Below are 21849 nucleotides of genomic sequence, written 5' to 3'. Positions count from 1 at the left end.
CATTACCTATAAAAAAGCCGGCGTTGATATTGATGAAGCAGATAGATTTGTAAGCATGATTTCTCCTATGGTTAGAAAAACATTTCGTAAGGAGGTTCTTACTGACATAGGCCTTTTTGCAGGACTTTTTAAACTTGATATATCGAAATATAAAGAGCCTATCTTAGTTAGTGGCACCGATGGGGTGGGAACAAAACTTAAAATAGCCTTTGAGGTAGATAAACATGATACTGTTGGTATAGACCTTGTTGCAATGTGTGTCAATGATATTTTAACCGTAGGAGCAGAGCCCTTATTTTTTCTTGATTATTTTGCTACAGGTAAGCTGAAAGCAGAGAAAGCATCGGAGGTAATAAAAGGTATAGTAGAGGGCTGTAGGCAGGCAGGTTGTGCTCTAATTGGAGGTGAGACCGCTGAACTACCAGGTTTTTACAGGGAAAATGAATATGATATGGCAGGTTTTGCCGTTGGGATTGTTGAAAGGAAGAGAATAATAAACGGCTCAGATATAAAAGTTGGTGATGCTATCATAGGAGTTGCTTCCTCGGGATTACACAGCAACGGTTTTTCTCTCGCAAGAAAGGTGCTATTTGAGATAGGAAAATTCAAACTTGAGCAGTATATTCCCGAACTTGGCTGTTTACTTGCAGACGAATTACTTAAACCAACAAGAATATACGTTAATGCATTTAATGCAATCAAAGACAGATTAAATATTAAGGGAATGGCTCATATAACAGGCGGAGGAATTACAGGCAATCTTCCAAGAATTTTTCCTTCTAACATTTCAGCTGTAGTAAACAAAAATAGTTGGAATATAAATCCAATATTTGATTTTATTCAGAAAACAGGGAGGATAAGTGATTCCGAGATGTATAGAGTGTTCAATATGGGAATAGGATTTATTTTTATAGTAGATAAACAAAATACTGATGAAGCTATAAAAATCCTAAGCAAAGAGGGATACGAGAGCTATATGATAGGTGAAACCAGAGAAGGCTCAAGAGAAGTAGAAATAAAATGAAGATTTTTCTTACAGAAACTACGATAACAGAGGTATTGTCAAAATTTATAGAATCCTACTTGTCACCGTTAATAATATTTGACCCAGAGAGATATGAAATTATATATGCCAATGAAAAGGCGAAGGATTTTTTCGGGGAAGCAAGGAATTTATCTTGTTTATTTCAGGAAGATGAATATCTAAACTTTATAAAGCTAATAAAAGATTGCTACAGTATCGAGGAAAAAAGAGTAATCACCTATCAAAAAAATGATGACACAAAAGGAGTTTTGCTTTTCAATCTATACCCCATACCAAATGAAGAGCAAAGATTGGTAGTATTAACATTCCAAGAAATAACTGAAAAAATAAAACAAAAGGAAGAAAGGCGTAAAAAGAACGCTCAGTTGATACTTCAGGATAAACTAAAATCCGTTGACCTCGTAACCTCAAGTATATCTCATGAAATAAATAACATCTGCAATTTTATGGTAAACAATCTCAAGATAGTTTTTCAGACTTGGAATGATGTCTTTAAACTCATTAGAGAACACGAAAGTGAAAATAACGAATTTCTGTTAGGTGGTATTCCTTCCGCAGAGGTTAATAAAGTAGTTCCGAGGCTTATGATGTCTCTTATCGATGGAATAAACAGGATTTCAGATACAATAGATGATTTTAAAAAATATATAAGGGAAGGCCTTAAATCCGAACTCTCGATGATTAATGTAAATGAGGTCATAAAGAGAGTTATAAGCATACTGAATCATCACATCTTTTTGTATACAGAAAATTTTAATATTCATCTCTTAGATTCTATTCCTGAAGTAAAAGGTAACTTACAAAAACTGGAACAGGTTATAATAAATCTCCTTACAAATGCCCTTCAGTCTTTGCCAGATAGACATAAAAGTGTGTCAGTCTGCACAGGTATTGAGGGGAATAAAGTAATTATAGAAATTAAAGATGAAGGCATTGGAATACCCCGAAACATAATGCCTCATATTTTCGAACCTTTCTTCTCTACAAAATATTCAACCGGAGGCTCTGGACTGGGGCTTTATCTTTCAAAGTCCATAGTAGAAGAATTTGGGGGTGAAATATTAATCAACTCAGAGGAAAATAAAGGCACAGCAGTAAAGATATGCTTACCCTATGAGTCTTAAAAAGGAAAATTTTAACTACAGCATAGCAATAGTTGATGATGAAAAAGAATCTCTCTATACCTATTCTCTCATAGTAAAGCAATCTGGAATAAGTGATATAACACTCTTTGAAGATGCAAGAGAATTGCCATTAGTTTTAAAGGAAAGGTCATTCTCTCTAATTCTTCTTGACTTATCAATGCCTTATCTTTCAGGTTTTGAACTTCTTAAATTCTTAACTGTCGAGTATCCAGAAATACCGGTAATAATAATAACAGCAATTAAAGAGATAGATACAGCGGTAGAATGTATAAAGATGGGGGCTTCTGACTATTTAGTAAAACCTGTAGAACCTAATAAACTACTCTCATCTCTTAAAAATACTCTTGAGATGAATAGGTTAAGGGAAGAGATAATTGGGCTCAAATATAGACTAATCGAAGATAAACTTGAGAATGAAGAATACTTTTCTGAAATTATTACTGTCAATCAGAAAATGAGGGGATTGTTTAAATACATAGAAGTTATATCAAAAACTGAGCAACCCGTATTAATAACTGGAGAGACAGGAACTGGAAAGGAACTTGTGGCAAGAGCAATACATAAAATCAGTGGAAAGAAGGGTGATTTTGTGGCAATAAATGTGGCAGGTCTTGATGATAACATGTTTTCTGATACTCTTTTTGGACATAAAAAAGGTGCTTTTACAGGAGCAATTTCTAATAGGGAAGGATTAATTGCTAAAGCAAAAGGTGGAACTCTATTTCTTGATGAGATTGGTGACCTTACTGAACCATCTCAATTAAAACTTTTAAGAGTTCTTCAGGAAAAGATTTATTATCCAATTGGTTCAGACATTCCTAAAATTTCAGATACAAGAATAATAGTTGCGACGAATCAAAACATTCAAGAAATGGTAAAGAAGGGGTCATTCAGAAAAGACCTTTTCTTTAGACTTAAAGCTCATCATGTTCACCTACCTCCACTTAGAGAGAGAAAAGATGATATTCCCGTTTTGTTAGACCATTTCATAAAAGAAGCTGCTATTTCTTTAGGTAAAAAACCTCCCAAATACCCTGAAGAACTCTTAATTCTTCTTAGTAATTATACCTTTCCTGGCAATATAAGAGAGTTGAAAATGTTAGTTTATGACGCTGTAACAAGATGTTCTTCCAATGTCCTTTCATTGGAAATTTTCAAAGACATAATAGACATAGGCAGTGCTCTTGATAATGAATTTAAAAGTGAGATAGTAAAATTCTATATTCAAATGAGATTTCCCGATAAGCTTCCTACATTAAGAGAAATGGAGGACTTATTGGTAAAAGAGGCAATGAGAAGGGCACAGGGTAATCAGGGAATTGCAGCATCTATGCTCGGAATTACTCGACAAGCTTTAAATAAGAGACTGAAAAGCAATAGAGCCTCCCTGAAATAATTTTTTACACTTCCGCTTGTTAGCAAAAAAAGTTGCACCCACTTATTTCATAACTCATTGATTATAGGTGGAAATCTATTGGCACGATAATTGTAACTAATAAAGTTTAGATGAACCGATTAAATTTTCCATACAGCCCCCTAATAAATTTAATCGGGAGAGGGGGGATACTCTTGAGGTGGAAAGCCTTAGGGTATCCCTTTTTTATTTAAAAATTTTAAAGGAGGAGGTAATATGGAGCTTACAAGGCGAAGTTTTTTGAAAATCTCCACTGGTGCTCTTCTTCTCAGCTCATTGGGACTTAATCTTGAACCCACAAAAGCTTATGCCGCTGAGCTGAGAACAAAGGGTGCTAAGGAGACAACTACTGTATGTCCTTACTGTTCAGTAGGTTGTAGTATTATTGTGTCTGTAAAGGATGGTAAGGTTGTCAACACCGAGGGTGACCCAGACGGTCCTATTAATGAGGGTGCTCTATGTCCAAAGGGAGCTTCAATTTATCAGATGGCTAATAATCCATACAGAGTTACAGAACCTCTTTATCGTGCTCCAGGTTCAAATCAGTGGAAGAAGATTTCGTGGGATGAAGCATTAGATAAAATTGCAAAGCTCATAAAACAAACAAGAGACAAGAATTTCATTGTTAAAAATGAAAAAGGCCAGGTAGTCAATAGGGTTGATGCTATTGCTCATGTGGGTTCAGCAGCTCTTGACAATGAGGAGTGTTATATACTTCAGAAATTACTCCGTTCATGGGGATTGGTCTACATCGAACATCAAGCCCGTATATGACACTCCCCTACTGTAGCGGCTCTGGGAGAGTCGTTTGGTAGAGGAGCAATGACCAATCAATACACAGACCTCAAAAATGCAGATGTAATTTTAATAATGGGAGGTAATCCCGCTGAAAATCATCCCGTTGCTATGAAATGGATTATGAGAGCAAAAGAGCAAAGGGGAGCAAAGCTTGTCGTAGTTGACCCTCGTTTCACAAGAACAGCAGCAAAAGCAGACCTCTATGTCCCGATACGTTCTGGAACAGACATTGTATTTTTAGGAGGATTGATTAAATACATCATTGATAACAATCTCTACTTCAAAGACTATGTATTAAATTACACCGATGCCTCTTTCCTTGTTGACCCTAACTTTAAACTGCCCGATGAACTTGATGGAGTTTTTTCAGGCTACGATGAGAAAAAGAGGGCGTATGACAAGGCTACTTGGAAGTTCCAACTTGATGAAAATGGAATTCCTAAAAAGGACCCAACGCTTCAAGACCCACACTGTGTATTTCAATTACTTAGAAAAATTTATTCAAGATATACACTTGACGTTGTTTCCAATATAACAGGAGCTCCAAAAGACAAAATAGAAGAGTGCTATAAAATTCTTGCCTCTACAGGTAAACCAGACAAGGTTATGACAGAATGTTATGCAATGGGATGGACTCAACACACAGTTGGTGCCCAGAACATAAGAGCCATGTCAATTATTCAACTTCTTCTTGGAAACATGGGAATGGCAGGTGGTGGAATTAATGCTCTAAGAGGAGAGTCCAACGTTCAAGGTTCAACTGATGCGGGTCTTCTTTTCCATATTCTGACCGGATATAATCCAACTCCTGTTGCAAGCGATGTTGACCTTAAAACTTATATTGAAAAATATACACCGAAAACAAAAGAACCTAAGAGCCTCAACTGGTTGAGCAACAGACCAAAATATATTGTAAGTTATCTCAAAGCAATATATGGAGATAAGGCAACAAAGGAGAATGACTACTGCTATAGCTATCTGCCAAAGAGAGATGACACACAGAACTGCTCATGGCTTATGATTTTTGACCAGATGTATAAGGGCAAAATAAAAGGCTTCTTTGCTTGGGGGCAGAATCCTGCATGTTCTGGTGCTAATTCCAACAAAACAAGACAGGCTCTTGCAAAGCTTGATTGGCTTGTATGCGTCAATCTCTGGGATAATGAAACTTCTTCCTTCTGGAAAGGCCCTGGCATGGATTCAAAGAAGATAAAAACAGAAGTATTTTTCCTGCCCTGTGCAGCTTCTGTTGAAAAAGAGGGAAGTGTAACCAACTCTGGAAGAATAGCCCAGTGGAGATATAAAGCTGTAAATCCACCTGGCAAGTGCATGCCCGATGCAGAGATAATTAATGAGCTTTACTTTAGAGTAAAGAAACTTTATGAGAAAGAAAAAGGAGCATTCCCTGATCCTATCTTGCACTTAACTTGGGATTACGGTGAAAAAGACAAAAACGGAAAAATTAAACATGTTGATGTTCACAAAGTTGCCAAAGAGATTAACGGATACTTTACAGCCGATGTGCCTGAGCATCCTAATGACAAGAAGGCTTACAAGAAGGGACAGCAAGTTCCTTCCTTTGCATTACTTCTTGATGATGGAAGAACAGCCTGTGGTAACTGGATATACTGTGGTAGCTATACAGACGCTGGCAATATGATGGCAAGAAGGGGCAAAGAAGACCCAACAGGATTAGGACTTTTCCCCAACTGGGCATGGTCATGGCCAGTAAATAGAAGAATTATTTACAACCGTGCCAGCGTTGACCCACAAGGTAATCCATGGGATCCAAAGAGAGCTGTAATTAAATGGGATGCAGCTAATAAAAAATGGGTTGGAGACATTGCTGATGGACCTCAGCCGCCTCTTGCTCTTGAAGGTGGAAAACTGCCATTCATAATGAAGCCGCTTGGTGTAGGTGCTATATTCGGACCTGGCATGGCCGATGGACCATTTCCGGTGCATTATGAGCCCCTTGAGTGTCCTTTCCAGGAAAATCCTCTTTACAAGAAGCATAGAATTAATCCAACAGTAAAGCTCTTTGATGCAGACACAGACGTATTTGTTTACTGCGACACCAGATATCCTTATGTAGGAACTACTTACAGAGTAACAGAACACTGGCAGACAGGAGTTATGACAAGACATACTGATTGGCTCAGAGAGCTTGAGCCCCAGATTTTTGCTGAGATAGACCCTGTGCTTGCAAAGGAAAAAGGAATAAAGAGTGGAGATAAGGTAATAGTGTCTTCTGCAAGGGGAAAACTGTGGGCAATAGCAATTATCACGCCAAGGCTTCAACCAATGAAAGTTCTTGGGCAGACTATTCACATAGTAGGATTACCATGGCATTACGGATGGAAATTCCCAGAGGATGGCTCAGGCGGAGACAGTGCAAACCTGCTTACACCAACAATTGGTGACCCCAATACCATGATTCCTGAATCAAAGGCATTCATGGTAAACATAGAGAAGGCATAGGAGGTGAAACATGGCACGTAAGGGATTGTTAATAACACCAGATATATGTGTAGGGTGCAGAGCCTGTCAGGTAGCCTGCAAGGAGTGGAATCAGCTTCCTGCAACCAAGACAAAAAACAACGGAACCCACGAAAATCCACCAGATTTAGATGGTAACAATTTCAATAAAATCAGATTCATTGAGCATGCTGACCAGAAAGGTGTAAAGTGGCTATTTGTAAGTCAGCGCTGTATGCACTGCGGTGAGCCTGCCTGTGTACAGATATGTCCAGTTGGCGCGCTCATAAAGGACAAAGACACGGGCATTGTTTATTATGATAAAAACAAATGCATCGCCTGTCATGCCTGCAAGTCTGCCTGCCCATTTGATATACCCAGGTATGACCAGGGTGGAAAAGGCAAAATTGCCAAGTGTCACCTCTGCATTGACAGAGTTCGTGCAGGATTAACACCTGCCTGTGCAAAAACTTGCCCAACCGGAGCTATAAGATACGGAGACAGGGATGCATTGCTAAAAGAGGCAAAGGCAAAGAAATATAAAATCTATGGAGAGACAGAACTTGGCGGTCTTGGAGTTATCTTTGCTTTGACTGACTCTCCAAAGATTTATAAACTTGCAGAGTCTCCGAAAATTTCTGAGTCTGTTGCATTCTGGGGTTCTGTATTGAGGACACTTGTAGGAAGAGGTGACTCAACAGCATCAACTTTTGTCAGATATCTGGCGCACAAATCTACTGAGAAATAAGATAACTTCTAAGGAGAGCTCTTTAAAGGGCTCTCCTTTCTCTTTACCAATTAAAATAATTTCTTGCCAAATATAACAAAAATTTAATATATTACAGCTATGAACAGAACAATTGAAATATACGATACGACCCTGAGAGATGGAGCTCAGGCAGAGGATATTTCTTTTTCTCTTGAAGATAAGTTAAAAATCACTGAAAAACTTGATGAGCTGGGAGTTCATTATATTGAAGGAGGATGGCCTGGTTCAAATCCAAAGGATGCCGAGTTTTTCAAAAAAGTTAAAAAGCTAAATCTTAAGAATTCTAAGATAGTAGCCTTTGGTAGCACCCACAGACCAAAATTAAAAATTGAAAATGATGCAAATATTAAGACCTTGATTGCCTCTGAAACCGAAATTATAACAATATTTGGAAAAAGCTGGGATTTCCATGTAACAGAAGCTTTGAAGATTTCTCTCGAAGAAAATCTATCGCTCATATATAACACCATAGTTTACTTAAAAAAATACGTTAATAAAGTATTTTTTGATGCTGAACACTTTTTTGATGGTTTCAAAGACAATCCAGAGTATGCCCAAAAATGTTTAGAGGTAGCTGAGCAGGCTGGTGCAGATTGTCTTGTTTTATGTGATACAAATGGAGGCACTCTGCCTCATGAGATTTCCGAAATAATGATAAAAGTAAAAGAAAAAATTCGAGCACCTCTCGGTGTTCATGCCCATAATGATTCAGATTGCGCAGTAGCAAACAGTATCGTAGCTGTACTAAATGGAGCTGTTCATGTGCAAGGAACTATGAATGGTTTTGGCGAAAGATGTGGAAATGCCAACTTATGCTCCCTTATTCCGAATTTACAGATTAAACTTGGCTTTCGGTGTATTGATGATGAAAAATTAAGAAATCTAACGGAGATTTCAAGATTTGTATATGAAATAGCCAATTTAACTCCTTTTAAAAGACAACCTTTTGTCGGTGAAAGTGCTTTTGCTCATAAAGGAGGAGTACATGTAAGTGCTATAAGAAAAAGACCTGAAACATACGAGCATATCAGGCCTCAACTGGTAGGAAATAGACAAAGAGTTCTGGTATCTGACCTGGCAGGTAAAAGTAATATTTTGAAAAAAGCAGAGGAGTTTAATATTTCTCTTGACCCTAATTCTCCTGATGTTCAAGCAATCGTAGATGCAGTGAAAAACTTAGAAAATGAGGGATTTCAATTCGAAGGAGCTGATGCATCACTTGAACTTTTATTCAAAAAGACATTGGGTTTAAAGAGAAAATTTTTTGACTTGATAGGATTTAGAGTTATCGATGAAAAAAGAAAGTGGGATGAACCGCCTTTAAGTGAGGCGACCATAATGGTGAAGGTTGGTAAGAATATAGAACATACCGCTGCTACTGGTAATGGTCCTGTGAATGCTTTAGATAATGCCTTAAGAAAGGCACTCGAAAGATTTTACCCAGAGCTTAAAAAGGTTAAATTAAAGGACTACAAAGTCAGAGTTGTTAATTCAGGAAAAGGAACAGCTTCTAAGGTTAGAGTTTTAATAGAATCTGGCGATGATGAAGATGTTTGGAGCACTGTTGGTGTTTCTGAAAATATAATCGAAGCATCTTGGCAGGCTATTGTTGATGGGATAGAGTACAAACTTTATAAGGAAAAATCAAAAAGGGAGAACTCGAATGCTTGAAAATCTAAGTTTTGATGAAAAGGGATTAATTCCCGCTGTAATACAAGAGATTGATACAAAGGAGGTTTTAATGGTTGCATATATGGATAGAGAAGCCCTGAGAAGAACTTTAGAGACAGGTTATACTCATTTCTGGTCTCGTTCTCGAAAGAAATATTGGAAAAAAGGAGAAACCTCTGGAAATGTTCAAGAAGTTAAATCTATCTTATATGACTGCGATGCCGATTGCCTACTTGTAATGGTTAAGCAACACGGAAGCGGTGCCTGTCATACAGGTAATAGAACCTGTTTTTACAGAGAAATCCCTCTAAAAAAGGATTAAAATGAGCTGTCTGTTTTGTAGAATTGTAAATGGTGAAATCCCATCGAGAAAAGTATATGAGGATGAACATGTTTTAGCTTTCCATGACATAGCACCACAGGCTCCGGTTCATATCCTCATAATACCTAAAAAACACTATTCCACTATTCTTGATATAAACGAGTCTGATAAAGAATTAATCGGACATATATTCCTTGTGGCTAAGAGAATTGCCAAAGAAATGGCTTTTGATGAAAAAGGCTTCAGAGTGGTTGTTAACTGCAATAGTGAAGGCGGACAGACTGTTTTTCATCTCCATTTTCATCTTCTTGCGGGAAGAGTAATGCACTGGCCTCCTGGATAGAAATGGAAAATGAAAATAATTAAAAAAGAGACACTATGGGAAGGTAATTTTCTACGAATAGTCTTAATCACTTTTATTGACCGGGATGGCCATACACGAAAGTGGGAAGCGGTAGAGAGAAAAAACAGTAAAGGTATTGTAATTGTAATTCCAATAACATCGGCAGGAGAATTTGTCTTTATTAGACAGTTTAGACCAGCCTTTGGTGGATATGTAATAGAATTTCCCGCTGGATTAAATGATAAAAAAGAGGCATTAATTGAAGTAGCGAGGAGAGAACTAATTGAAGAGACTGGCCTAATATGTGATGATATTCTCTTTCTTGCCGAAGGTCCTGTATCCTCTGGTCTTTCAACGGAGGTAATAACTGTTTATGTAGCCAAAAATGTAAAAGAAGCTCCAGAAGACTTACGGAAAAAATATCCTCCAGACGAATCAGAACTTATAGAAGTGCTTAAAATCAATCATAAAAAAGCTTTTGATTTTTTGGGAGAAAGAAGAGAACAAGGTGATTTAATAGACCTGAAAATATACGGCTTCTTAGAGCTTGCAAAAAGGTATATCAAATAAATATTGATAGGGCAGAGTCTTAGACTCTACCCTATCAATTCTTCTACTCAAATCTAATTGCCTGAGATGGACAAAGGTCTGCTGCCTGTTGACAGTCACAAGTTGAGCATTTGTCTGGTCCAATAACCCAAGCCTTATCATCTCTCATTTCAAATACTTCAGGACAAACTTCTGCGCAGCTTCCACATCCTACACAGAGATCGTAATCGACTACTGGTGTTGCCATAATAGTAGTCACCTCCTTTTTGTGAATTTGTTTTCATAAAATATAACAAAAAAAGTTAAAATATGCAAATTAAAATTTTCAAAAGGAGGTAATTTGTTATGAGAGAAAAGATTTTGAAGAAGGCAAAGGAAGCAAAGGAAGCATCTCGTTTTATAGCTAAAGCATCTTCCGAGCTTAAAAACAGAATAATTCTGAAAATGGCTGATTACATAAAACAGAGAGAAAAGGAATTAATAGAATCAAATAAAATAGATGTGATTAATGCTGAGAAAAAAGGACTTTCAAAGGCTCTTATTGACAGACTGACTCTCACGGAAAAGAGAATATCTGAAATGGTTAAAGGACTTAATGAAGTTGTTGCCCTTCCGGACCCAGTAGGAGAGATAACAAAGATGTGGCTAAGACCTAATGGCATGATGGTTGGAAGAATGCGAGTTCCTATTGGAGTGATAGGCGTTATATACGAAGCAAGGCCAAACGTGACGGTAGATGTGACAGGATTATGTCTTAAAGCTGGTAATTCTGTGGTGTTAAGAGGAGGCTCTGAAGCGATAAATTCTAATGTGTGCTTGGTAAAAATTCTAAAAGATGCTCTCCGGGATGAAGGAATGCATGAAGGAGTTGTAACCTATCTGGATATTCCTCAGAGAGAGGCTGTTTTAGAGATGATAAAACTGGAGGGGTTAATTGACCTTATTATTCCTCGGGGAGGTGAAGGACTTATAAGAACTGTCACTGAAAATTCAAGGATTCCCGTTCTAAAACACTATAAAGGAGTCTGTCATGTATTTGTTGACCGAGAAGCAGATTTAAAAATGGCAGAAGAAATATGTTTCAATGCTAAGGTTCAGAGACCTGCTACATGTAATGCAATGGAGACAATGCTTGTTGATGAACCTATAGCGAAAAAATTTTTACCTAAAATGCTTAAGAGATTTGAAAAGGCTCGAGTGGAATTAAGAGGATGCGATAAAACAAAAGCAATATATCCGAGTGTAAAGGAAGTTACAGAAGAGGATTTCAGTAAAGAATACTTAGACTTTATTCTAAATGTTAAGGTAGTAAAAGATATGGATGAGGCTATGGAACATATAGCAAAGTATGGTTCTGCCCACTCAGATTCAATAGTAACAAAAAATTATGAAAGGGCAATGAGATTTTTAAGAGAAGTAGATTCATCGGCAGTCTTTGTAAATGCTTCTACAAGACTTAACGACGGATACCAGTTTGGACTTGGAGCTGAAATAGGTATATCTACAGATAAAATACATGCCCGAGGGCCCATGGGTCTTGAAGAACTTACATGCATGAAATTTATCGTTTTCGGTAGCGGACAGTTGAGAGAATGACAACAATATGAAGATAGGAATTTTCGGGGGTACTTTTAATCCCATTCATTTTGGTCATTTAAGGGGGGCAGAAGAGGTTCGTGAAAATTTAAAGTTAGACAAGATTATATTTATACCATCTGGAATACCTCCTCTTAAAAATAATGATATTGCCGAAAGCTTCCACAGGTATAATATGACTGTTCTGGCTACAGAGGATAATCCTTATTTTGAAGTTTCCGATTACGAGATAAAAATAAATAGACCTTCTTATTCAGTTAATACTCTAATGCATTTTAAAAAGCTTTACGAAAGTAATACTCTTTTGTTTATAATTGGTGTGGACTCCTTTTTAGAGTTGCCAAGGTGGCACAAGCCTGAAAAAATTTTGAAGATGGTAGATATTATAGTAATGTCAAGGCCTGGCTATAATAATTTTGAGAATTCAGAGTTCATAGAATCTCGGATAGGAGAAGGCTGTTACAGTCTAAAAAATTCGGATAGAAAATTATATTTCTTAAAAATTTCTCCCTTTTTTTACTCATCCTCAGACTTAAGGAGATTACTAAGAAATGGGAGAAGTGTTCGCTATCTTTTGCCGCAGAAAGTATATGAATACATAGAAGATAATAAACTCTATCGGGAGTGAACAATGACACATAAATCAAGCGAGATATCTGATTGTTTTTTTAATCTTGCGAATTTTACTAAGCTTTACAAAAGTCCTCATATGCGAATTCTGGTGGAAAGTCTACAAAAGTCTATTTCAGAAAACTCAGTTTTTTTCATACATGGTGAAAGGGGGACAGAAAAGGACTATATTGTAAAGACAATTCTTCAGCTTTATCCTAATACTGAAATTTTAAGAATATCCGGTGGATTAAAAAGAAAACCTGTATGTTCAAGACAAAACAGGACAGTTTGCATTATCGAACAATTTGAAAACTCCGATATTTTGAGTCTATTCAGATATGAAAATAAGTTTAAATGTTCTATTTTCCTATCTGAACTTGATTTTATCTATCTTTATAGGGATGGGAAAATAAGCAGTGAAATATATGACTTGCTTTCTAAATCTTGTGTGCTATATATTCCTCCATTGAGAGAGAGAAAGCAGGATATACTTCCTCTTGCAAATTTTTTCCTACAAGAAATTTCTATCTTTCTAAATCTTCCATTGAAAATATTAAGTAGGGAGGCAAAAAGCCTCATAATGGAATATCCATGGGAAGGTAATGCATATCAACTTAAACAATGTCTGACGAAAGCTTATATTTTAAGCAGGCATCAGAAAATAGTGCCAAAAGATATTTTTGGTGAATATGATGATAAACTCTCCATAAAGAATTTTCTTGAGCAAAAAATTGGCAGTCTTCTCAAAGACTTTGAGAATATTAAAAACTCAAATCTGTATGAAACAGTTATTCAGGAAGTTGAAAAAGCTCTATTTATTCTTGCTCTTAATGAAACAGGTGGAAATCAATTAAGGGCATCCAAAATTTTAGGCATAAACAGAAATACTTTGAATAAGAAATTAAAACACTACAGTTTGATTTAAAATTTAAAAATATGTTATAAAAAAAGTTGAGATTTTTTCTCCATGCCCTCGCTTCAATGTAAGGAGGGCTTAAATCCATGTGGAGGTTAGAGGATGTCAGATAATTTTTATGAGAAAGTAGTTTTACTTCAACCGGCTCTTTCAGAGGAAGAAGTGCAGGAGGCTATTCAAAAGATTTCAACGCTTATTAAGGAAAATTCAGGAGAAATCTTAAAGGTTGAAAACTGGGGTAAGAAAAAACTCGCTTATAAGCTAAACAAGCAAAACATGGGCTATTATGTGTTCTTTATCTTTAAGTCTCCCTCTGCAGCAATAAGAAAATTTGAGGAATTCTACAGAGTTTATGACCCTGTGTTTAAGTTTATGATTATAAGGCTTACAAAACAACAGATAAATGCCTTACCGCCTGAGATAAAGGGCATTCCTGTTGAGCCTTCTGAAATAACAACTCGGGATACAAATGTTTAACAGAATAATACTAATAGGAAACTTAACGAGAGACCCAGAAATAAGATATACTCCATCGGGAGTAGCGGTTGCAACAGTTCCAATCGCTGTAAATTCTCGTTATAGACAGGGTGAAGAAATGAGAGAGGAAACCTTGTTCATTGACGCAGTTGTATTTGGAAAACAGGCTGAAACATGCACTCAATATCTTAATAAAGGAAGAACTGTTCTTGTTGAGGGAAGATTGAGAGAGAGAAGATGGGAGTATGAAGGCCAGAAAAAAAGCAAATTTGAAGTTATTGCGAGTAATATAAGATTTTTATCAAAAAGGGAATCTGCTGAGCCCCATGATAATGAGCAGATGCCCCCAGACGAATACACTGACTTAGAACCATTTTAAGGAGGAAAATAATGCAACAACAATCACAGAGAAGATTTTTTAGAAAAAAATATTGTAGATTTTGCGCAGACAAAGTAGAATTTATCGATTACAAAAATTCTAAGTTGCTTAGAGGCTTTATGACAGAGAGAGGGAAGATTCTATCAAGAAAACTTACTGGCACCTGTTCAAAGCATCAGAGAGAGTTAACGAGGGCTATAAAGAGAGCAAGGTCGATAGCTTTGTTGCCTTATATTGAGCTCTAATAGAAATAGAAATGAGAATTCCAAAAACTTGGATACCCTATATAGCTAACACTATAGTGGAGAATCTTCTCAAGAAGAATATGATAGAACTTACAGTATCAAAAGATATACTTCTTGAGGAGGTTGAAAAATTAATTCTCGATGAGTTGATGGTTGAAGACAGATTAAATGAGGAAGTGAGAGAACTTCTCAAGAAATATGAAAATGAGATTGAGAAAGGAAAACTCGACTACAGAAAGCTATTTGAGATGACAAAGCAGAAACTTGTAAAACAGAGGAATCTGGTATTATGATTCTTTCTGAAGAAAAAATCTCCCATACTTCTCATATATTATTCAACGGTTTAATTAACAAAGGGCTTATAAAATTAAAAACCGATGAACAGGAAGTAAGAAGGGAAATTAAGCGAAGCTTTATACAAGCTCTGAAAATAGGCGAATCTATAGATGAAACAGTAAGAAGAAAGCTTCAATCTTTTTCAAAAAAAATAGTCGAAGGCAGTACAGAATGGAATGTGCTTTATAAGAAATTTTTTGAAGAAGAGGAAAAGAAACGATTAATTCGGTAATGCAAGAATTTATCCCTCCGATTTCCAAAAGAGAACTCGAAATTGAAAAACAAAAGGCAAAAATTATCAGAAAATCTTCATGGTGGAAAAAAAAGATATCCGTCGGAGTATGTTATTATTGCGGAAAGAAAACACCACCTGAGGAACTTACAATGGATCATTTGATACCGCTTATAAGAGGTGGAAAGTCAAAAAAGGGCAACTTAGTCCCTTGTTGCAAAGATTGCAATAACAAGAAGAAATATCTTTTGCCTTTTGAGTGGGAGGATTATTTAAAATCTCTTGATTCTTTTGACCCAGAAAAAATTCTCTAATTCTCCCTATTTGGTTCAATATGAACTACAACATCAACGACATCTGGAAATTCTTTTTTTATAATCTCTTCAACTCTCTCAGCTATTTCATGTCCCTCTTTTACGGAAATTTGAGAGTCAACTAAAATTTTTAAATCAACAAATATTTGTCCTGCAGTTCCTCTCGTTCTTATGTCCTCACAGGCTTGAACGTCATTACAGGATTTTACTATCTTTTCAATGTCTGAACTGTCAATCAGAGCTTTGTCAATGAGAATATCTGTTGATTCTTTCAATATTTTAAAAGCTTCCCTTGCAACCAGAAAGCCTATTATGATGCCAGAAATTGAATCAAGAATATAAAATCCAGAATTCATAAAGAAAATTGCAAGTATTATTCCTGAAGTTATGTATATGTCCGTTTTTGTGTGAGAGGAGTCAGCAATTAAAAATTCGCTTTTCAGCTGTTTGCCTTTTTTTCTTTCAAATAAATATACGAAGATATTTACTGCCATTGTTAAAAAAAGAACTATGAAAGCCCTCTCGTCTAATTCAGGCCTTTTATTCTTCACTATTGCTTCGTATGCTCCCTTTAATATTTCAATAGATGTAAATCCCATCAATACTCCAATAAAAACAGCGAAAATGGTCTCATATTTTCTATGTCCATAGGGATGTTCTCTGTCAGGGGGTCTATTGGCTAAGTATATTCCAATAATTCCACCGATATTGCTTACTCCGTCAAAAAGAGAGTGGAATCCGTCTGAATATATGGCAAGGGAGTTAACTTTTAGACCGTAGATTATCTTGGCAATAGACACTAAAAGATTCAAAAAAAGAGTTATCAGTAAAACCTTTCTTATTTCTCTTTTTCTGTCCATTTATTTGAATATAGGCTTATAAAGTATGATACCATTTTTATTCGAAGCATATTCCAATAAAATCTCATCAACTACTTTACTTTTTATAAGGGATGCATGTCTTAGAGTGGGAATATTATTTTTTTTAAATAAAATACCTACGTGTTCCACATCAAGGCCTTCTTTTAATGAAAAAAAACCGCAGTAATAAATAGAGTTAAGATTTCTCAGAGCTTCAGAGAGGTGTTTAACGGGAATGTATATTATTTTTCTTAATTTAACAGGTAATCCTTCTATCCATCTTCTTTTTGCGTCAATGCGGTTGAGTTTTTTGTATTCCGTGTGGCAGAGAGATTTTCCTATTTCATAGGTAACATTTTTTACTGTTTTTAGACTTCCCCAGTCTGAAAAAAAATGTCTTCTGGTCTTAAAGCCTACTATGCCATTTTTGTATCGAACTAATTTAATGTTTTTGATAAAAGATTCAAAATCAGTAGAAAGTCTAAGAGCCTCTACATACTCAATTAAAGTCATGCAATCAAGTCCCTCAAAATTTATTGTTAGGATTTCATCAATTTCAGCACTTCCAATTAGGGTATTACTTACATAAGGAATATCTAAAAAAGATTCAGAAATTTTTAAAATTTTTTCTGAATTTTTTATATTACTTACGTTATTAATTAGTTTTTCTATGTTAATTTTACCTTCTTTTAATATCATATGCTATGATAAAACATGTCTGTTATTGATATCCACTTTCATGGCACCGAACATATTGATATAAACGAAGTAAAATCCTTGGAACAACTTCTTTTTCTATCTGAAGAGTACGGTAAAAAGGGTGTTGATAGTTTTTTAATCACTCTTTATCCTGAAAGTGTATACAAGATGAGGGAAAAACTGAGTTTTATTAAAAAGGCTATTTTAGAAAATAAATTAAGAGCTAATATACTTGGAGCATATCTTGAAGGTCCATTTTTAAACCCAAAACATTCCGGAGCATTAGATAAAAGGTATCTTTTGATGCCAAATAATGAAGATTTTAAAAGAATTGTTGATGGGTTTGAGGACATCATAAAGGTAATGACAGTTGCTCCAGAATTACCCGGAGCATTAGAATTAATCGAAAGAGCCGTAGAGAAAGGAATAAGGATTGGCATGGGACACTCTGATGCTACTTTCAAGGAAGCTGAGGAGGGTTTTCGTGCAGGTGCTAAGCTAATAACCCATATTTTCAATGCCATGAGAGGAATACATCACAGAGAGCCAGGACTTGCAGGCTTTGGTCTAATTAACGAAGAGGTGTTTATTGAAGTAATTGGTGATGGCAGACATTTAAGTGATGATGTTCTTAAATGGATTTTTAAAATAAAAAATCCAGAGAGAATTATTTTAGTATCAGATATGGTAAAGGAAAGTGGTAACGAAGAAAGATTAAGAGGAGGTAATTTGAGCTTATTTGAGATAAAAGAAAGGCTTATAAAAATAGGTTTTTCAATCGAAATTATCAATAAAGCAGTTTATGAAAATCCTTTAAATTTTCTTAAAACTTAGGTTTCCTTTAATTTTTCGGCTTCTTCCTGTTCTGTTTTACATTCTATGCATAAGTCTGTAACAGGTCTTGCCTCAAGTCTTTCAACGGGAATCTCTGCTCCGCAGGCTTCACAAATTCCATAAGTACCATTTTCAATTTTTTCAAGTGCTTTTTCAATTTTTTTTAGAAGCTTTCTCTCTCTGTCTCTTAATCTCAGAAGAAAGCTTCTGTCTATCTCTTGAGAGGCAATGTCTCCTATCTCAGATAGACTTGACTCGGATGGAAGATTTGAAATCATTACTCCCGCATCAATTAAAATCTGTTCCTTTTGCTTTAAAAGGCTTTTTCTTATTTCTTCTATTCTTTTTCTTCTTGTCTCTTCATTCATTTTATATCCACGAGATTTTATTAAAAATTGAATTTTTATTGAAAACTGTTGCTTACTCTTTTTTTAGATTTACCTTTTTCATTAATCTTGAAATTTTCCTTGATGCCGTATTTTTGTGAATTACACCTTTTGATGCTGCTTTACTTATTATTTTGACGGCTTCATTCAAAAGCTCTTGGGTTTGTTCCTTTTCTTTCTTTTCAATTGCTTCTTCAACCTTCTTGAGGGAAGTTTTAATTCTACTTTGCCAGGATTGATTTCTCAATCTTCTCTTTTCATTTTGTCTAATTCTTTTCAGAACAGATTTACTTCTTTTCTTAACTGTTGATCTTGCCGTTGCCAAACGTATCCTCCTTGTATTGAGATTATTAATTTTAAAAATACCATAGTTTACATAAATGTTTCAATATCTGTAAAATTATTGCATGCTAAATTTCGGAATTTCACCGTGTCCAAACGACATTTTTATTTTTTATGCCATGATAAGAAAAAAGATTGACATGGCAGGATTACAATTAAACTTCGTAATAGAGGATGTGGAGACTTTGAATAAGCTCTGTCTGAATGGAGAATTAGATTTATCTAAAGTTTCAACGCATGTGTATTATTATCTTAGGGACAATTACGAAATACTCAGAAGCGGAGGAGCCTTTTCCGAGGAAGGTCCGGTATTGGTGGCTAAGGATTTAACAGAAATTGAAAAATCAGCTCAAATAAAGATAGCTCTACCCGGTAGATTTACGACAGCAACGGCAATTATGTGGTTTTACTGGAAAAAACATTTTTTTGACAAAAAGTATACACTTCTATTTGTTCCCTTTAACGAAATCATAGATAAATTGATAAAAAATGAAGTTCAAATGGGAGTTTTAATTCATGAAGGCAGATTTATTTATCAGAACTTCGGATTAAAACTAATAGCAGACTTAGGAGAATTCTGGAAAAAACAGACAAACTCACTCATACCACTTGGGTGCATAGTTGCTAAAAAGAGTTTTCCTGAGAAAATACTCATGGAGCATTTAATTACAGAAAGTATTTTATACTCAAGAAATCATCTTGACGAAGTTTTGCCTTTCATAAAGAAATATGCTCAAGAACTTGACGATGATGTAATAATCTCTCATATAAAAACTTACGTCAATGACTACTCATTAGATTTAGGTGAAAAGGGAATGAAGTCAATAAGTAGATTAATGGATAAAATTAATGAGGAGGGCCTATGGAAATAGAGTATTTTGCTAAGAATACAAGCATTGCCTATTTCTCAATGGAAATTGGAATTAAACCAGAGATGCATACTTATAGTGGTGGTTTAGGTATTTTAGCAGGAGATACATTGAAATCTGCTGCTGATTTGAGAATCCCTGTCGTTGGAATAACTTTAATTCATAGAATGGGCTATTTTAAACAGGAGCTTGACCCCTTCGGAAGACAGATAGAGTATCCTGACCCCTGGGATATAGAAAGATATCTGAAAAGAATTGACCAGAAAGTATCTGTCATTATAGAGGACAAACCTGTCTATGTGACAGCCTGGTATTACATAATCGAAAGCACTACTGGAGGTAAGGTTCCTGTAATATTTCTCGATACCGACATTCCGGAAAATGACGAAGAGAGCAGAAAACTTACTCATTTTTTGTATGGCGGTGACTTAACTTACAGGCTTAAGCAAGAAATAGTGCTCGGTATAGGTGGAGTGAGAATGCTTGAAGAGCTTGGCTTTGATATACGGAAGTATCACATGAATGAGGGACATTCAAGTTTTCTAACCCTTGAACTTCTTAACAAATTCAAAAGACCTTTAGAGGAAGTATGGTCTGAAGAACTTGTGTGGAATGTTGAGAGAGTAAGAAATCTATGCGTTTTCACAACCCATACGCCTGTAGAAGCCGGACATGACAGATTTCCTTATGAACTCGTGCAAAGAATAATGGGTGAACCTGTACCGATGTGGTTACTAAAAAAGCTTGCCGGCGATGGAATGCTTAACATGACTCTGCTTGGCTTTAACCTGAGTGAATATATAAACGGAGTTTCTAAAAAGCATGAAGAAGTATCAGAGAGAATGTTTCCTGGATATGAAATTCATGCTATCACAAATGGAGTTCATCCCTATACATGGGTATCAGAGCCTTTTAAAGCTCTTTACAATAAGTATCTTCCCGGTTGGGCAAATGAACCGGAGATTTTTGTAAGGGCGTGGAGAATTCCCTCTGAAGAAGTATGGGAAGCTCATATGCAAGCAAAGCGTTCTTTGATTGATTATGTAAACAGAATTACTGGGGCAAACCTAAACTACGAAACATTTACCATAGGTTTTGCAAGAAGAGCTACTCCTTATAAAAGGGCAGACTTATTGATGTCTGACCCAGAGCGATTGGCTATTATTGGCGAGGGACGGGTTCAAATTATTTATGCTGGAAAGGCTCATCCAAGAGATGAGGGCGGTAAACAGTTAATCCAGAGAATTTTTGAAATCAAAGAGAGATTAAAGGACAGGGTTAAAATTGTCTATCTTCCAAATTACGATATGGCAATGGCAATGAAACTTGTTTCTGGAGTTGATATCTGGCTTAACAATCCTCTTAAACCCTATGAAGCATCGGGAACATCGGGAATGAAAGCAACACATAACGGAGTGCCAAATTTTAGTGTTCTTGACGGATGGTGGATTGAAGGTTGGATAGAAGGCTATACAGGATGGGCAATTGGAACAATGGAGGAGACTTCAGACCCCAAAAGAGACGCAGAAGATTTATATTTTAAACTCTCAAATGAGATACTTCCCATTTTTTATGAAAAAAGAGATATATGGTTGAAAATAATGAAAAATGCCATAGCTCTAAACGCATACTACTTCAACACTCACAGAATGGTCAGATTCTATGTGACAGAAGCTTATATAAGGTAGTCTTTTCATGTTCAATTAGCCATTTTTTAGCCTCTATTCCAAGAGAATATCCGCCTATTTGACCATCAGTTTTTATAATTCTGTGACATGGAATTACAATGGGAATAGGATTTCTCTTTAGGGCTTGACCTATAGCTCTTGGTGAAGTTTTTAGTTTTTCGGCAATCCATTTATAAGACACTGTTTTTCCGTATGGAATAGTTTTTATTAAATCAAGGACAACTCTGTCAAAATTTGAAAGATTATACAATTCAAATGGAAAATCTATTTCTATTAGGTTGCCTAAGAAATAATCATTTAGAGATGAGATAAATCTTAATATTTCTCTTGGTAGATTTTCTATATGTTCTGAAGGCTCAAATTCTGTTTTTTTAGATATCTTGGTTAATCTAAGCTCTCTATCGAAACAAATATCAAGCTCTCCAATAGGAGTTTTTATAAATATTCTCATACTTAGAATTATACCTCAAGAGAAATTTTATATAAACGGAACTTTCACAGCTTAAAAAATTTCTTATTCCTCCACTCAT

General features: G+C 35.7%; 27 protein-coding genes. 21 read left to right on the top strand and 6 right to left on the bottom strand.

Going from position 1 to position 21849, the window contains the following annotated elements; all coding sequences use genetic code 11:
* Window position 1 precedes the first annotated feature (1 nt).
* The 9 genes from purM (at window position 2) to ACZ430_RS01135 (ending at window position 10555) form a co-directional block, all read left to right on the top strand.
* Complete coding sequence (gene purM, locus ACZ430_RS01175) at window positions 2-1024, top strand: phosphoribosylformylglycinamidine cyclo-ligase (RefSeq protein ID WP_366934826.1); 1023 nt, start codon at window positions 2-4, stop codon at window positions 1022-1024.
* Window positions 1021-2169: a PAS domain-containing sensor histidine kinase gene (locus ACZ430_RS01170; protein ID WP_297213862.1), complete on the top strand. Its 1149-nt coding sequence runs from the start codon at window positions 1021-1023 to the stop codon at window positions 2167-2169. The genes purM and ACZ430_RS01170 overlap by 4 nt, the downstream gene beginning before the upstream one ends.
* Complete coding sequence (locus ACZ430_RS01165) at window positions 2159-3586, top strand: sigma-54-dependent transcriptional regulator (RefSeq protein WP_297213859.1); 1428 nt, start codon at window positions 2159-2161, stop codon at window positions 3584-3586. Before ACZ430_RS01170 ends, ACZ430_RS01165 begins: the two co-directional genes overlap by 11 nt.
* A 234-nt stretch (window positions 3587-3820) precedes the next feature.
* On the top strand, window positions 3821-6883 hold the full coding sequence (fdnG, locus tag ACZ430_RS01160) for a formate dehydrogenase-N subunit alpha (RefSeq protein WP_297213856.1): 3063 nt from the start codon (window positions 3821-3823) through the stop codon (window positions 6881-6883).
* Window positions 6884-6893: 10 nt separating this feature from the next.
* Window positions 6894-7628 (top strand): 4Fe-4S dicluster domain-containing protein, encoded by a 735-nt coding sequence (locus tag ACZ430_RS01155; protein ID WP_297213854.1) that lies wholly within the window; start codon window positions 6894-6896, stop codon window positions 7626-7628.
* Between the two features lie 99 nt (window positions 7629-7727).
* Window positions 7728-9320: a citramalate synthase gene (cimA, locus tag ACZ430_RS01150; protein ID WP_297213851.1), complete on the top strand. Its 1593-nt coding sequence runs from the start codon at window positions 7728-7730 to the stop codon at window positions 9318-9320.
* Window positions 9313-9642 (top strand): phosphoribosyl-AMP cyclohydrolase, encoded by a 330-nt coding sequence (gene hisI / locus ACZ430_RS01145; protein ID WP_297213848.1) that lies wholly within the window; start codon window positions 9313-9315, stop codon window positions 9640-9642. The genes cimA and hisI overlap by 8 nt, the downstream gene beginning before the upstream one ends.
* 1 nt (window position 9643) lies before the next feature.
* The gene (locus ACZ430_RS01140) at window positions 9644-9985 is read left to right on the top strand and encodes a histidine triad nucleotide-binding protein (protein ID WP_297213843.1); all 342 of its coding nucleotides are present in this window, start codon (window positions 9644-9646) and stop codon (window positions 9983-9985) included.
* A gap of 9 nt (window positions 9986-9994) precedes the next feature.
* The gene (locus tag ACZ430_RS01135; protein WP_297213840.1) at window positions 9995-10555 is read left to right on the top strand and encodes an NUDIX hydrolase; all 561 of its coding nucleotides are present in this window, start codon (window positions 9995-9997) and stop codon (window positions 10553-10555) included.
* 43 nt (window positions 10556-10598) lie between these two features.
* Here the strand turns inward: ACZ430_RS01135 and ACZ430_RS01130 are convergent, their stop codons facing one another.
* Entirely contained in the window at window positions 10599-10781 is a 183-nt protein-coding gene (locus ACZ430_RS01130; protein ID WP_297213837.1) for a ferredoxin, read from the bottom strand.
* A 98-nt stretch (window positions 10782-10879) separates the two neighbouring features.
* On the opposite strand from ACZ430_RS01130, the gene ACZ430_RS01125 reads away from it, so the two are divergent.
* The 9 genes from ACZ430_RS01125 (at window position 10880) to ACZ430_RS01085 (ending at window position 15641) form a co-directional block, all read left to right on the top strand.
* The gene (locus ACZ430_RS01125; RefSeq protein ID WP_297213835.1) at window positions 10880-12130 is read left to right on the top strand and encodes a glutamate-5-semialdehyde dehydrogenase; all 1251 of its coding nucleotides are present in this window, start codon (window positions 10880-10882) and stop codon (window positions 12128-12130) included.
* 7 nt (window positions 12131-12137) lie between these two features.
* Window positions 12138-12758 carry a nicotinate-nucleotide adenylyltransferase gene (nadD, locus tag ACZ430_RS01120; protein ID WP_297213832.1) on the top strand — a complete coding sequence of 207 codons (621 nt, stop codon included), beginning with the start codon at window positions 12138-12140 and terminating at the stop codon, window positions 12756-12758.
* Window positions 12759-12761: 3 nt separating this feature from the next.
* Complete coding sequence (locus ACZ430_RS01115; RefSeq protein WP_464910611.1) at window positions 12762-13667, top strand: AAA-type ATPase lid domain-containing protein; 906 nt, start codon at window positions 12762-12764, stop codon at window positions 13665-13667.
* A gap of 93 nt (window positions 13668-13760) precedes the next feature.
* The gene (rpsF, locus tag ACZ430_RS01110; RefSeq protein WP_297213827.1) at window positions 13761-14135 is read left to right on the top strand and encodes a 30S ribosomal protein S6; all 375 of its coding nucleotides are present in this window, start codon (window positions 13761-13763) and stop codon (window positions 14133-14135) included.
* The gene (locus ACZ430_RS01105; RefSeq protein WP_297213824.1) at window positions 14128-14514 is read left to right on the top strand and encodes a single-stranded DNA-binding protein; all 387 of its coding nucleotides are present in this window, start codon (window positions 14128-14130) and stop codon (window positions 14512-14514) included. The genes rpsF and ACZ430_RS01105 overlap by 8 nt, the downstream gene beginning before the upstream one ends.
* 11 nt (window positions 14515-14525) lie before the next feature.
* The gene (rpsR, locus tag ACZ430_RS01100) at window positions 14526-14759 is read left to right on the top strand and encodes a 30S ribosomal protein S18 (protein ID WP_297213821.1); all 234 of its coding nucleotides are present in this window, start codon (window positions 14526-14528) and stop codon (window positions 14757-14759) included.
* 11 nt (window positions 14760-14770) lie between these two features.
* Window positions 14771-15052 carry a DUF507 family protein gene (locus tag ACZ430_RS01095; RefSeq protein ID WP_297213819.1) on the top strand — a complete coding sequence of 94 codons (282 nt, stop codon included), beginning with the start codon at window positions 14771-14773 and terminating at the stop codon, window positions 15050-15052.
* A complete protein-coding gene (locus ACZ430_RS01090) occupies window positions 15049-15327 on the top strand; it encodes a DUF507 family protein (RefSeq protein ID WP_297213816.1) in 279 nt (92 codons plus the stop codon). Before ACZ430_RS01095 ends, ACZ430_RS01090 begins: the two co-directional genes overlap by 4 nt.
* Window positions 15327-15641: an HNH endonuclease gene (locus tag ACZ430_RS01085; RefSeq protein ID WP_297213813.1), complete on the top strand. Its 315-nt coding sequence runs from the start codon at window positions 15327-15329 to the stop codon at window positions 15639-15641. The genes ACZ430_RS01090 and ACZ430_RS01085 overlap by 1 nt, the downstream gene beginning before the upstream one ends.
* Here ACZ430_RS01085 and ACZ430_RS01080 read toward each other — a convergent pair.
* Together ACZ430_RS01080 and ACZ430_RS01075 are read right to left on the bottom strand one after the other, a co-directional pair.
* The gene (locus tag ACZ430_RS01080; RefSeq protein ID WP_297213809.1) at window positions 15638-16501 is read right to left on the bottom strand and encodes a cation diffusion facilitator family transporter; all 864 of its coding nucleotides are present in this window, start codon (window positions 16499-16501) and stop codon (window positions 15638-15640) included. The genes ACZ430_RS01085 and ACZ430_RS01080 overlap by 4 nt on opposite strands.
* Complete coding sequence (locus ACZ430_RS01075) at window positions 16502-17200, bottom strand: N-acetylmuramoyl-L-alanine amidase-like domain-containing protein (RefSeq protein WP_297213806.1); 699 nt, start codon at window positions 17198-17200, stop codon at window positions 16502-16504.
* A gap of 15 nt (window positions 17201-17215) precedes the next feature.
* Between ACZ430_RS01075 and ACZ430_RS01070 the strand changes: the two genes are divergently transcribed.
* Window positions 17216-18034: a hypothetical protein gene (locus ACZ430_RS01070; protein ID WP_297213803.1), complete on the top strand. Its 819-nt coding sequence runs from the start codon at window positions 17216-17218 to the stop codon at window positions 18032-18034.
* On the opposite strand, the gene dksA is transcribed toward ACZ430_RS01070, so the two are convergent.
* Together dksA and rpsT are read right to left on the bottom strand one after the other, a co-directional pair.
* The gene (dksA, locus tag ACZ430_RS01065; RefSeq protein ID WP_297213800.1) at window positions 18031-18402 is read right to left on the bottom strand and encodes an RNA polymerase-binding protein DksA; all 372 of its coding nucleotides are present in this window, start codon (window positions 18400-18402) and stop codon (window positions 18031-18033) included. The two genes, ACZ430_RS01070 and dksA, sit on opposite strands and share 4 nt — an antisense overlap.
* Window positions 18403-18454: 52 nt before the next feature.
* Window positions 18455-18745, bottom strand: a complete 291-nt coding sequence (gene rpsT / locus ACZ430_RS01060; protein WP_297213797.1) for a 30S ribosomal protein S20 — start codon at window positions 18743-18745, stop codon at window positions 18455-18457.
* An 82-nt stretch (window positions 18746-18827) separates the two neighbouring features.
* Here rpsT and ACZ430_RS01055 point away from each other — a divergent pair, with 82 nt between their 5' ends.
* Window positions 18828-19634 carry a 1,4-dihydroxy-6-naphthoate synthase gene (locus ACZ430_RS01055; RefSeq protein ID WP_297213794.1) on the top strand — a complete coding sequence of 269 codons (807 nt, stop codon included), beginning with the start codon at window positions 18828-18830 and terminating at the stop codon, window positions 19632-19634.
* On the top strand, window positions 19625-21319 hold the full coding sequence (gene glgP / locus ACZ430_RS01050; RefSeq protein ID WP_297213791.1) for an alpha-glucan family phosphorylase: 1695 nt from the start codon (window positions 19625-19627) through the stop codon (window positions 21317-21319). The genes ACZ430_RS01055 and glgP overlap by 10 nt, the downstream gene beginning before the upstream one ends.
* Here glgP and ACZ430_RS01045 read toward each other — a convergent pair.
* Window positions 21285-21770 (bottom strand): methylated-DNA--[protein]-cysteine S-methyltransferase, encoded by a 486-nt coding sequence (locus ACZ430_RS01045; protein ID WP_297213788.1) that lies wholly within the window; start codon window positions 21768-21770, stop codon window positions 21285-21287. The genes glgP and ACZ430_RS01045 overlap by 35 nt on opposite strands.
* Window positions 21771-21849: the final 79 nt, after the last annotated feature.

It is taken from the genome of Thermodesulfovibrio sp. TK500a (assembly GCF_055381765.1).
Note: the sequence above shows the minus strand (reverse complement) of the source record. Positions and strands in the feature narration are given on the sequence as shown.